This window comes from Pseudomonas sp. BT-42-2 (genome assembly GCF_025847435.2).
GTDB classification, from domain to species: Bacteria; Pseudomonadota; Gammaproteobacteria; order Pseudomonadales; family Pseudomonadaceae; genus Aquipseudomonas; species Aquipseudomonas urmiensis.
In genome coordinates this window covers 307,891-319,663 of sequence record NZ_JAOYTM010000004.1, presented here as the reverse complement: position 1 = coordinate 319,663, position 11,773 = coordinate 307,891, and the positions used below count along the sequence as shown (strand labels likewise).

Sequence of the window (11,773 nt, the reverse complement as noted above, 5' to 3'; positions counted from 1 at the left end):
GACAGCAGTAGTTACTTGAGGTTCTCGCCGAAGAAAGTGGTCAACGTGCTGAAGGGGATCAATTCAACGCGGTCGTAGAGATCGACATGGCCTGCGCCTGGTACGATTACCAGTTCTTTAGGCTCACCGGCCAGGCGATAGGCCTCCTCGCTGAACTCACGGGAATGAGCGTTCTGCCCTGCAATGAACAGCATCGGACGTGGCGAGATCGTCTCGATGTCATTGAACGGATAGAAGTTCATGAACCTGACATTGCTGGTCAGCGTGGGATGCGTCGTCAGAAGCGGCGACAACCCTTTGGGGGTGAATTCACCGCGTGGGGTGCGGTAGAAATCGTAAAACTCCCGCTCGATGTCATTGGACTGCTCAGTCAGCTGATCAACCGTGCCGCTGGTGTATTGGGTGTCCCCACCGGCAAATTCGACATCACGCTGGGCAGCCGCTTCGGCAATAACCTGCTTGCGCTGCTCGACAGTAACACCCTGCTTGAGTCCATTGCGATTGGCGGCGCCCATGTCGTACATGCTGACCGTCGCAATGGCTTTCATGCGTGGGTCGATCTTCGCGGCACTGATGGCGAAGCTACCGCTGCCGCAGATGCCCAACACGCCAATACGGTCACGATCCACGAAGCCCTGGGCGCTGAGATAGTCGACTGCCGCACTGAAGTCTTCGGCGTAGATGTCCGGTGATACCAGGTTACGTGGACGCCCGTCGCTTTCGCCCCAAAACGACAGGTCGATGGCAAGGGTAACGAAGCCTTGTTCAGCCAGTTTCTGTGCGTAAAGATTCGAGCTCTGCTCCTTCACCGCCCCCATTGGGTGCCCGACGATGATGGCAGGATGCTTGGCATTGACGCTCTGTTTTCTCGGAAGGTACAGGTTGCCGACCGTGGTCATCTGGAACTGGTTTTTGAAGGAAACCCGTTCGAGTGAAACCTGCTCACTCTTGTAGAAATTGTTGGCCCCATAGGACATATCGGCGGCTCCCGCAGTGAATGGAATGACCATCAAGGCAAACGCAACGAATAAAGACCTCATGCACATCTTCCTGTCTGCTCAAAATGGAAGTGCAACGAGTGGCCTTCATTGCTAAAAACACTGACCATCTCGCCTAGCCCTAATCTTCTGCGCGTGAAGCGGCGCATCAGTAGAGCAAACGGTCAGTTTTCTTGCCTAAATGTCCAGACCGTACGCTTCGGACATGGACAGTTGAAGTGACGCGCAAGTAGTGTTTTGCCATACGATGATCGGAATCCTCACCATGGCCGCCACCGCACCGCTACCCGTAAGCACGAACCCACTGGCCACCCTGTGCAGGGTGATCGGCGCCCACGCGCCCACTGCTGGTGATTTCGCGACAGGCATTGCCGACCTCAGCGTGTATAGACGTAACGCCCCAGCCCCTCCAATCACCTGCATCGTCGAGCCGAGCGTGGTGCTGGTCGCGCAGGGCGCCAAGGAAATGGTCATTGGCGGTGCTGTATTCCCCTACGATACGACTCGCTTTCTGGTCACCTCGCTGAACATTCCCGCCAATTCAGCCGTCACGATGGCCAGCGATGCAGCACCGTGTCTTGGCTTGGTATTCAAGCTCGACCTGCGCACGCTGGCGGAGCTGATTGCGCAAGATGGTCATCTTCCTGTAAATGGTCAGCCTTTCCATACCAGCGCTGGCGTGGGAGAACTGAGCCCGAAATTGCTGGAGAGCTTCGCCCGTCTGATTCAGCTGCTAGAGGAGCCGGCTGCGATACCGGTACTTTGGCCTCTGGTACAACGAGAGATCCACTATCGGTTGCTGTTGAGTGACCAGGCCCCTCTGCTGCGCCATATCGCCTCCGTAGGCAGCAAGGGCCATCGAATTGCCAAGGCCATCGACTGGATGAAGCTGAACTACGCCGCGCCGCTGCGAGTGGACGAACTGGCCTCCCGGGTTCAGATGGGGCTCTCCACCTTCCATCAGCATTTCCGTCAGCTCACCGCCATGAGCCCGCTGCAGTACCAAAAATGGCTGAGGTTGAACGAGGCAAAAAGGTTGATGCTCAACGAGCATCTGGATGCCGCTACCGCTGCCTTCAAGGTCGGCTATGAAAGCCCGTCACAGTTCAGCCGCGAGTACGTGCGTCAATTCGGTACACCGCCAAAGCGCGACATCGCAGAACTGCGTTCAAGTGCAGAGAGAGCTGCTGCCGTCACTCCTGGCCTACCTTGAGCCTCAGCGCTCGAGAAGCCGGTCAACCCGGGGTGGGGCAGCAGAAAGCAGGTCAGGGAATACGCTCGAATGGCCTTTTACCCACCCCAACGCATATTACTAGGACGCAATCGCTGAGCGTCGGACTCAATCGAAACTAGACCTCAATTTTGTCTATCGAGAAAACCGTCTGGAAGTTGTCCGGGCGCAGCATTTATCACTTCATCATTATCAGCGCCGCGTTGTTCCATAAATGTTATTTTGGCGAATTCGCTGATAATGACATAAGGGTACGCCGGGCCCTCGTCTCGAAATCGATTCATGTCCTCTATGAAGTCATTCTGGTAGCAGATTGTTTTCTCCGGGTGCTGCCCTTCTCCAGCAATCCATTGGGGGAAGAAAATTGTTCCGTGAAGTCGGCGTTGCGCAACGTCGAACAAAAGGCTCACACAGGTCCCGGTCGGCTCATGCCAATCAACTTTGAAAAGACCCGGGCCGACTTGCACCAAGGTCATCGTTTGATGCGTTACCCACCGTCCGCCGACTAGCCCCTGATGAATTCGGTAGTCACAAGTGTGCGCATTACGAGCGTACCATTCATATTTCCAGCCGTTGGCGTACGTATAGATGAAGTGGGTACCGATGAAAGATGACAAATCCTGAGCCGGCTCTATATCAGTGATATTTTGCATGGAAGCTCCTATTTCCATAGAACGGAACGGTGATCGCGATCTGACCGATTGCTTTGAGCGGTTATCAGACTGAATCATGAATTAGATAAGTTCATGATTGAACACAGCTTCTTGAACACGATGTTTCAGGCTAGCAGGGCGATGCGGCCCTCGCCAGTCGTCCCCTGCATATGAAAGCTGGGCGGCAAGGCTGATCTCTGAGACAGGCATTTCAAACAGAGGGATGTGAATGACCGCAATGGATCGAAAGGATTACCTGAAGACCACCTGCGGCACCCTGCTCACGTTTGCCCTCGCATGCGGTGCTTGGAGTGGTGCTCGTGAGTGTCATGGTCACAGCATTCGTGTGCTTCTTGACTACCGAACCAGGGCCAGGGCGGAATACGTCGTCGATGGTTTATTGAGCCACACCCCTACGAACCCCCTAGCCATCAAAAAGGGGAGCTTTCGCTCCCCTTTGCTCTTAGGTGATCACCTCACCTTCACGACCACCTTGCCTTTGGCTCTGCCTTGCGCGACGTAAGCCAGAGCATCACGCGTCGAGCCCAACGGGTAGGTGCGATCTACCACAGGCTTGATATCGCCGGCTTCAACCAGCTTGGCCAGTTCAGCCAGTTGCGCACCACTCTCCCTCATGAACAGAAACTTGTAGCTGACGCCCTTCTGCTCAGATTTTTTCCTGATCCCACGGCTGATCAAACGCACGACCTGCTTGAACAACCAGGAAAGGCGAAGCTGCTCAGCAAACTCAGGGGTAGGTGGGCCAGAGATGGAAATCAACTGACCACCTGGCTTGAGTACCTGGAGGGATTTTTCGAGAACGTCCCCCCCCAGTCCACTGAGCACGACATCGTAATCACTCAGCTGCGATTCGAACTGCTGGGTCTTGTAATCGATCACCACATCGGCACCCAGCGCCTTAACCCACGGCACATTGACGGTACTCGTGGTTGTTGCGACGAATGCTCCCAGGTGCTTGGCGACCTGGATGGCGATGCTACCGACGCCACCGGAGCCGGCATGGATCAAAACCTTTTGCCCTGGTTGAACGTTAGCCATTTCCGCCAAAGCCTGCCAGGCTGTGAGAGCCACCAATGGCAGTGAAGCCGCCTCCTCCATGCTCAGATTGGTAGGCTTGGGCGAGACTGCCGCTTCGTTGACGGCGACGAATTGCGCAAAGCCGCCCATACGCGCCTGATCTACACGTGCGTAGACCTCGTCGCCCACTCGGAAGCGGCTGACTTTCCCACCGATCCGTTTCACGGTGCCAGCGACATCGTTACCCAAGATCAGGGGCATCTTGAAAGGCAGAATCAACTTGAACTCGCCCTTCCGAATTTTGATATCAAGAACGTTCACGCTTGCAGCGTGGGTCTCAACCAGAACATCGAAATCACCCACCTTTGGCTCTGGAACTTCAGTGATATCACCAACGACGTCTTTGCCGTAGCGATCAATCAGAAACGCTTTCATATCTTCAAAATTCCAACATGCAGATGTGCCCGAAGTGCAGGTGATCAGGCAATCACCAACTTTCTTTGAACGGCCTAAGGTCGAGTTCTTGAGTCCAGGCGGATCGTGGCTGGCGATGCAACGTCCAGTAGTTCTCAGCAATCGCCTCGTATCCCAACAGCCCTTCTTCCCCGATGCTCTCCACCCTGCCCGGGGCGGCATTTCGCAGTCGATCACCCAGGATGCCGCCATCGATGACGACATGAGCAACATGAATACCCTTAGGCCCATACTCGCGTGCCATGCTTTGAGAGATCATCCGCAATCCCGCCTTGGCGGCGGCAAAGTGGGCAAAGCCAGGCTTGCCCCTCAAGCTTCCAGAAGCACCGGTAAAAATCACGGTGCCTCGCCCGAGAGGAACCAGCCGCCTGGCTGCTTCTCTGCCAACGAGGAAGCCTGCGTAGCAGCCTACTCGCCAAAAGTCCTCGAACTGGCTGGCCGTGAGCTGAGTGAAATCGATCAGGGCGTTATTGCCCGCGTTGAAGACCACGACGTCGGCAGGGGCTCGGCCCGCGCCTGGAGACATCGCAAGGTCAAACGCTGCGATGACTTGCTCTTCGACGGTGACATCAGTTTGCAACGCTTCGGCGCTCCCGATGCCAGAACTCCGAATGTCTGCAACGACTTCCTCAATCTTTTCCAAGGTTCGGCCTGTGACAATGACGTGATACCCCTCTTGGGCAAAACGCTTACAGACCGCTCCCCCAACACCTCGGGCAGTACCAACACCAAACACGATTGCAGTAGGCTGACTCATTTATCCGACTCCTTGAAGTGATGGCCTCACTCGTTCACATTGACCACAGTACGTCCACGCACCTTCCCTTCGAAAAGCTCGCGAACAACCCGCGGTACATCTGCCAAACCAACGGTTTGGACGGTCTGACCCAGCTTGACCAAATCGAGGTCGCGTGCCAGGCGAGACCACGCTTGAAGGCGCACTTCACGCGGTGCATTCACCGAGTCGATGCCGGCGAGCGTGACGTTGCGCAGAATGAAGGGCAGCACCGACCCAGGAAGGTCAGCGCCTTGAGCCAAACCAAAGGCGGCTACAACACCGCGATACTTGGTTTGGGCCAGTACGTTGGCCAGGGTGTAGCTACCCACCGAATCGATCGCACCGGCCCAACGCTCAGCCCCGATTGGGCGACCTGCTTCAGACAACGTATGACGGTCGATGACCTCAGCGGCACCAAGCGACTTGAGGTAGTCCGACTCGCTGAGACGACCTGTTGAGGCGACCACTCGATAGCCGAGCTTCGACAGCAGCGCGATAGCGATAGAGCCAGCACCACCGTTGGCCCCGGTCACCAAGATATCGCCACGCTCGGGAGTCAGTCCGCCGTGCTCGAGTGCCAGTACGCTCAGCATCGCTGTGTAACCAGCGGTTCCGATGGCCATGGCGTCTTTGGTGGTGAATTCATCCGGGATTTTGACCAGCCACTCGCCCTTCACCCGGGCCTTTTGAGCAAAACCACCATGGTGGCTCTGGCTCAGCTCCCAGCCATTTGCGAGCACCCGATCTCCTGCCTTGAATTCCGGGTTGCTCGACTCGATGACGGTGCCGGCGAAGTCGATCCCAGGGATCAAGGGGTAACTGCGCACCACACCACCGCGCCCCGTGAGTGCCATCGCGTCTTTGTAGTTCACCGTGGAGAACTCCACAGCGACCGTGACGTCCCCTGGCATGAGATCCGCTTCAGAGAAATTCACCACGTTCGACGAGACCGATTCGCCCTCTTTGGTGAGAAGCAGCGCTTTGAATGTCATGAGGTACTCCTTCAGCAAGAAAAACGGGAAGCCCCGCTCTTGCTCAAATGTTGATAAATGGATCAGGCAGCAAGGAAGGCGAGCGCTTTCGCGGAGAAGTCAGCGTGGTTCTGGAAAATCCCCCCGTGGCCCGCATCCTCGTAGATAACCAGCGTAGAGCCGCAAATGCGCTCTGCCATATCACCGCTCAGTTCGGACGGCACCATGATGTCTTGGTCGCCGTTGGCGATGAGTACTGGAATATCCAGGCTAGACAAGTCCTGCGGGGCTTGCTGCCCCCAAGCCTGGATGGCTTGAAGCTGGCGACCGAATACTTCCTGGGTGACTGGAACATCCCGGTCGGTCTGGCGCTCAAGCATGGCCTTCAGAAAAGCGTTGGCAGCCTGCTGGCTCGCCTCACTCGAAGTGAAGAAGAGATAGGTCTTCGGATCGATCCCTTCGGACGTCGCCCTCTCAATCAGCGGCATGGACACTACGGCGACCTGGTCAATGTCCTTACCCCCTGCAGGGCCAGTGCCGGTCAGAATCAGTTTGCGCACCAGGCCGGGTTGGGTGATCGCGATCTGCTGAGCAACAAAGCCACCCAACGAGAAGCCGAAGAGGTCGACCTTGTCGAAGCCCAGCGCCTTGATAAACGCCACGCAATCGCGGGCCATTTCTGCGACGGTGAGCGGTGCAACGCCACCAGACAAACCAACGCCGCGATAGTCCGTGGCAATCACATGGTGATGCTTGGCCAACTCATCGACGATGCGTGGATCGAAGTTGTCAAGAACGGCCCCCCAGTGGTTCAGGAGGATGAGGGGGACACCACCTTTGCGTCCCAGCTCACGGTAAGCGAAGGCAACACCATCGACCTTGAGAGTCTTGTTGGGTGCAGCGATGTACTTGATTTCAGTGTCAAAAGACTGAGTCATGTGGGTAATCTCAAATGGGTAAAGGTCCGCTTGCAGCAGCCCAGCAGGCGTGGTCTTACTCTTCCAGGAATTGGAGCGCGTGCTTCAGGAAGCGCTCGGGATACTGGAAATGAGCGGCGTGACCGGAGTCGGGGTAGATCAGCAACTGGGCATCGGGGATGTTCTGCACCAGGTTCCACGAATTGATCGAAGGGATCATGACGTCGTCGACGCCATTGACTACCAAGGTGGGCTGCTTGAGATCGTGGAGGTAGGAGAAGCGGTTCTCTCCCTGCGCCGACTGGACATAGGCTGCAAAAGCAGCGCCCTGGGCCAGGGCAACGTCAATCGAGCTTGGGGTGTCCTGATCGGAACGCTGGTTGCGCCGTTCCCAGAAAGCCAGGCCCGCTTTTTTGGCAGTTTCCGAACGACCGAAGAAAAGAAACAGGAAGTCTTCGATGGTCGGAACGGGGTTCGAAGCGGCTTCTTTCACACCCTCCGCCATGGTTGGATCGCCGCCGCGCAGTCCGGTGCCGATCAGCAGAAGCTTGCGCACCAACTCAGGGTGACGAAGTGCCACTTCCTGAACCTGCAGTCCACCGATTGAGAAGCCGAGCAGGTCGACTTGGGTCAGCCCCAGGGCCTTGATGGCTGCTGCAATGTCATCCGCCATTTGCTCAATGGTCGTGGCCGGAATACCCGACGAAGAAGCCACACCTCTACCGTTGAGCAGGATGACTTCACGTCCCGCCGCCAGACCATCAGTGATGATCGGATCCCAGTGATCGAGCCCGCCACGGAAGTGGGCGATGAAGACCAGCGGCACACCAGAAGGGTTGCCCCAGCGACGGTAAGTGAAAGCGTCACCGCCTACTTCAACTGTGCGGGTCGGAACGGTGAAATGGGTATAGCTCATGACGTTTTGCTCTCTCGGTGGAAGACATGGGCTAATGATGATGATCATAATCTTACCAGTCAACGCCTTTGATGATGAACATCATCAATGTATGATATTGGCTGGCTTGATAGCGGAGACAGCACAGAAATGAAGGTCACAAAGGCCCAGGCACAAGCTAACCGGGCCCATATCGTGGAGACGTCTTCTACGTTATTCCGTGAACGCGGCTACGACGGCGTGGGTGTTGCCGACCTCATGGCTGCTGCCGGCTTCACTCACGGCGGTTTTTACAAGCACTTCAAGTCCAAGGCGGACTTGATGGGCGAATCCGCGACTTGCGGAATCAATAAGACGGTCGAGCAGCTGCACGGCATCCAGTTGGCGGACTTCGTCAATTTCTACCTGTCTCGCAAGCACCGCGATGAGAAAGGAAAAGGTTGCACGCTAGCGGCACTGGGAGGAGACGCTGCTCGCCAGTCAGATGACATCAAAGCAGTTTACGAGGCTGGAATTGAGGGGGTGCTGGAGGTTTTACAGGGAAACGAGCCTAAGGTAAGCCGGGCGGAAATCATCGATACATTTGCGCACGTCCTCGGCGCCTTGATTCTGTCTCGAGCCTGCCCGGACGATTCTCCGCTTGCTGATGAAGTGCTAAGCGTGTGTCGTGAGCAGATCTTGGACAAATTGGCGCCTCTAGGCGATAAACAGCAGGTGCAGCAAGGCCGCCAGCCGGTCTGATATTACGAGCTGAACTTGAAGCTTGTCCCGAAATGATAGGAGTTCCGAGCCCCCATTCAGCATCAAGGGACAGCTAACTCTTTGAACAGCCACTGCTTGAACTGAGTCACTGCGTGCGGTTGCCTATGCCGCCGAGGATGCACGAGGTAGTGGCCAACGTAGCGGACACTGTTGCTGACATGCCGAAGCGGGCTGACCAGCCGACCGCTTGCCAGCTCCTGCTCAGCCACCAGGTCAGATTCAAGCACTACTCCCAGGCCGCCCGCCGCTGCTGCAATACCCATGGAGCTTCGATCGAACGCCAAGCCGTAACTGTTCGGTGGATGCATTCCATTGGCCGCAAACCACCCTTTCCATTGCACGGATTGACCATCGCTCTGGATAAGAAACTGGGAGTACAGATCCTGCGGGGAGCGAAGATGCTGGGCAACCTCAGGACTGCATAGGGGTGTTAGCTCTTCAATGCGCAGCGGCGTCTTTTCGTGCGAAGAGACCCTGGGTTCGCCGTAGACGATGTCCAGGTCGAAATCATCGTTGTCGAACAGTGCATAGTCAGTACTGGCGGATATCCGCAGGTCGATGCCGGGATGATCACGCAGAAAGCCGGCCAGGCGCGGCACCAACCACTGGCTGGCGAACGTCGGTGCCACGTGAAGGCGCAGCGGCACTGCGGGCTCGTTGGTCGCAATCGCCAATCCCCGGCTCATCTCCTCGAAACCACGCTGCACATGATCCAGCAGCATGGCGCCCTCGGTTGTCAGCGCCGTATGGCGCGTACTGCGAGTGAAAAGAGAGACTTCAGCGGCGACTTCCAATTTGCGTATGGCATGGCTTACCGCGCTTGACGAGAGATCCAGCTCCTTTGCTGCTTCTACAAAAGAGCAGGTTCGACCCGCCGCTTCGAATACCCTCAGGGCTGAGAGAGGTACCTTTTTCAAGATCTTCATTGGTGAATCCAATTCATTGACTGGCGAATTTAAACCTTTTGTCGAGCCTGTATTTTTACATGATCATCAAGGGGTTACTCAATTCGGCTGGTTACTGATGAATCCGTTGCGTCAGTAACTCCGGATCGCTGGTCACCAATGGAGAACAATATGACCGAGAGTCGCAATGACCATTTTGCCCGGATGTCGACGCATGCCTGGCGAATCCGACGGTTCGCCCTGCGTATGGGCGAAGTCCAGGGCCAAGGATATGTCGGCCAGGCACTGGGCTGGGCCGACGTACTGGCTGTTGCCTACTGCCACGCGATGAACATTCGCGCGGATCAACCCGAGTGGGAAGGCCGTGACCGCTTCCTGCTTTCCCATGGGCACTACGCAATCGCCCTGTATGCCGCGCTGCTGGAAGCCGGCGTATTGCCAGAAGATGAGCTGCAAACCTATGGCTCCGACGACAGTCGCTTGCCGATGTCCGGCATGGCCACGTACACACCCGGCATGGAAATTTCGGGCGGCTCCCTAGGCCAGGGGCTGGCTATTGCGGTGGGCCAGGCGCTGGGTTTGCGCATGAAAGGTAACGATGCGTTCGTCTACAACTCGATGTCCGATGGCGAGCTGGACGAGGGCGCGGTGTGGGAGGCTGCCATGTCGGCTTCGCACCACAAGCTCGGCAACCTCATCAATCTGGTGGACATCAACCGCCAGCAAGCGGACGGCCCTTCCCACGACATCCTCCAGTTCGAGCCTCTTGTCGACAAGTGGGCCGCGTTCGGTTGGCACGTGCAACGCGTCGACGGCAATGATCTGCAGGCTGTGATCCAGGCCTTCGACATCGCGCGGGCGGTACAAGGCGAAAAACCGAGAGTCATTCTTTTCGACACTCTGATGGGTAAAGGCGTGCCCTTCCTGGAGCAGCGTGACAAGAACCACTTCATCCGGGTCGAGCCCCAGGAGTGGCAGCAAGCCCTCGCAGTCCTCGATGAGATCCACGCGCCAAGGAGCCCACAATGACCGCCGCCTCCCCAGCAAAGCCGAAGCTCACCACGTCGTCCATGATCGCGTCCATCGCCAGCGAGGGGCAGCGCACCACGTCTGCACCGTTTGGCCACGCCCTGGTCAAGGCAGGCCAGAAGAACCCTCGCATCGTCGGCATGACTGCTGATCTGGCCAAGTACACCGACTTACATATCTTCGCCCAACGCTATCCAGAGCGTTTCCTGCAGATGGGTATGGCCGAGCAACTGCTCATGGCTGCGGCTGGAGGTATGGCAAAAGAAGGTTTCGTACCGTTCGCCACCACCTATGCAGTATTCGCCACTCGCCGAGCTTATGACTTCATTCATCAGGTAATCGCTGAAGAGAACCTGAACGTGAAGATCTGTGCAGCGCTGCCGGGCCTGACTACCGGTTACGGCCCAAGCCATCAGGCCACCGAAGACTTGGCGATGATGCGAGCCATCCCCCAGATGATGGTCATCGACCCTTGCGATGCACTGGAGACGGAGCAATGTGTAGCCGCGATAGCGGAGCATAACGGCCCGGTCTACATGCGCCTACCCCGTGGACGCGTGCCCCTCATCCTCGATGAGTACGACTACACATTCGAGCTGGGCAAAGCCAAGCTGCTACGTGACGGCAAAGATGTGCTGATCATTTCCTCGGGCCTCATGACTATGCGCGCCCTTGAAGCAGCAGACGAACTGGCCAAGCACACAATCGACACCGCGGTCTTGCACGTACCGACGATCAAGCCGCTCGATGTCGCGACCATCCTGGAACAATGTCGCCGCGAAGGCCGGCTGGTTGTCATCGCGGAAAACCACACCCAGATCGGTGGCCTCGGTGAGGCCATAGCCATGGCGCTGCTACTAGCCCGCGTGCAACCGGAAGTTCGTCACGTGGCGCTGCCTGACCAGTTCCTGGATGCAGGTGCGCTGCCGACCCTTCATGACCGCTACGGCATTTCCAAAGAAGTCATGGTCGCCAACATCCAGCGTTGGCTGGGCTGATCGATTGCTGATCTGCGATGGCCGCTCACTCTGCGTTGCCCACTGCCCGGGCAAGGTGAGCGAGCCATTGTGCCGACGCACCGAGTGTTTCGTCCCTGGATCGTCCCTATAACTACAAGGTGAT

The 11,773-nt window shown here is 57.0% G+C and carries 12 protein-coding genes; 4 read left to right on the top strand and 8 right to left on the bottom strand.

Translation table 11 applies throughout. The features are described 5' to 3' along the window. Positions 1 to 11: 11 nt before the first annotated feature. Positions 12 to 1,040, bottom strand: coding sequence for an alpha/beta hydrolase (locus tag OIU19_RS04120; RefSeq protein ID WP_264233537.1), 1,029 nt, complete (start codon positions 1,038 to 1,040; stop codon positions 12 to 14). Positions 1,041 to 1,263: 223 nt separating this feature from the next. Between OIU19_RS04120 and OIU19_RS04115 the strand changes: the two genes are divergently transcribed. After that, entirely contained in the window at positions 1,264 to 2,211 is a 948-nt protein-coding gene (locus OIU19_RS04115) for an AraC family transcriptional regulator (protein ID WP_264233535.1), read from the top strand. A gap of 143 nt (positions 2,212 to 2,354) precedes the next feature. Here OIU19_RS04115 and OIU19_RS04110 read toward each other — a convergent pair whose 3' ends face one another. The 6 genes from OIU19_RS04110 to OIU19_RS04085 all read right to left on the bottom strand — a co-directional run bounded on the left by OIU19_RS04110 (position 2,355) and on the right by OIU19_RS04085 (position 7,976). Then, positions 2,355 to 2,882: a phenolic acid decarboxylase gene (locus tag OIU19_RS04110; RefSeq protein WP_264233533.1), complete on the bottom strand. Its 528-nt coding sequence runs from the start codon at positions 2,880 to 2,882 to the stop codon at positions 2,355 to 2,357. Positions 2,883 to 3,353: 471 nt separating this feature from the next. Then, positions 3,354 to 4,355 (bottom strand): NADP-dependent oxidoreductase, encoded by a 1,002-nt coding sequence (locus OIU19_RS04105; RefSeq protein WP_264233532.1) that lies wholly within the window; start codon positions 4,353 to 4,355, stop codon positions 3,354 to 3,356. Positions 4,356 to 4,407: 52 nt separating this feature from the next. Continuing rightward, positions 4,408 to 5,151: an SDR family NAD(P)-dependent oxidoreductase gene (locus tag OIU19_RS04100; RefSeq protein ID WP_264233530.1), complete on the bottom strand. Its 744-nt coding sequence runs from the start codon at positions 5,149 to 5,151 to the stop codon at positions 4,408 to 4,410. A gap of 26 nt (positions 5,152 to 5,177) precedes the next feature. Then, positions 5,178 to 6,164, bottom strand: a complete 987-nt coding sequence (locus tag OIU19_RS04095; protein ID WP_264233528.1) for an MDR family oxidoreductase — start codon at positions 6,162 to 6,164, stop codon at positions 5,178 to 5,180. 62 nt (positions 6,165 to 6,226) lie between these two features. Continuing rightward, entirely contained in the window at positions 6,227 to 7,081 is an 855-nt protein-coding gene (locus OIU19_RS04090; RefSeq protein WP_264233527.1) for an alpha/beta fold hydrolase, read from the bottom strand. Positions 7,082 to 7,136: 55 nt separating this feature from the next. Next, the gene (locus tag OIU19_RS04085; protein WP_264233526.1) at positions 7,137 to 7,976 is read right to left on the bottom strand and encodes an alpha/beta fold hydrolase; all 840 of its coding nucleotides are present in this window, start codon (positions 7,974 to 7,976) and stop codon (positions 7,137 to 7,139) included. A 129-nt stretch (positions 7,977 to 8,105) separates the two neighbouring features. On the opposite strand from OIU19_RS04085, the gene OIU19_RS04080 reads away from it, so the two are divergent. After that, entirely contained in the window at positions 8,106 to 8,696 is a 591-nt protein-coding gene (locus OIU19_RS04080) for a TetR/AcrR family transcriptional regulator (RefSeq protein WP_264233686.1), read from the top strand. A 62-nt stretch (positions 8,697 to 8,758) separates the two neighbouring features. Here OIU19_RS04080 and OIU19_RS04075 read toward each other — a convergent pair whose 3' ends face one another. Then, positions 8,759 to 9,643, bottom strand: coding sequence for a LysR substrate-binding domain-containing protein (locus OIU19_RS04075; RefSeq protein WP_264233525.1), 885 nt, complete (start codon positions 9,641 to 9,643; stop codon positions 8,759 to 8,761). A gap of 150 nt (positions 9,644 to 9,793) precedes the next feature. Between OIU19_RS04075 and OIU19_RS04070 the strand changes: the two genes are divergently transcribed. Both OIU19_RS04070 and OIU19_RS04065 read left to right on the top strand, forming a co-directional pair. After that, entirely contained in the window at positions 9,794 to 10,651 is an 858-nt protein-coding gene (locus tag OIU19_RS04070; RefSeq protein ID WP_264233523.1) for a transketolase, read from the top strand. Then, a complete protein-coding gene (locus OIU19_RS04065; RefSeq protein WP_264233521.1) occupies positions 10,648 to 11,649 on the top strand; it encodes a transketolase family protein in 1,002 nt (333 codons plus the stop codon). Before OIU19_RS04070 ends, OIU19_RS04065 begins: the two co-directional genes overlap by 4 nt. The last annotated feature ends 124 nt before the right edge of the window (positions 11,650 to 11,773 follow it).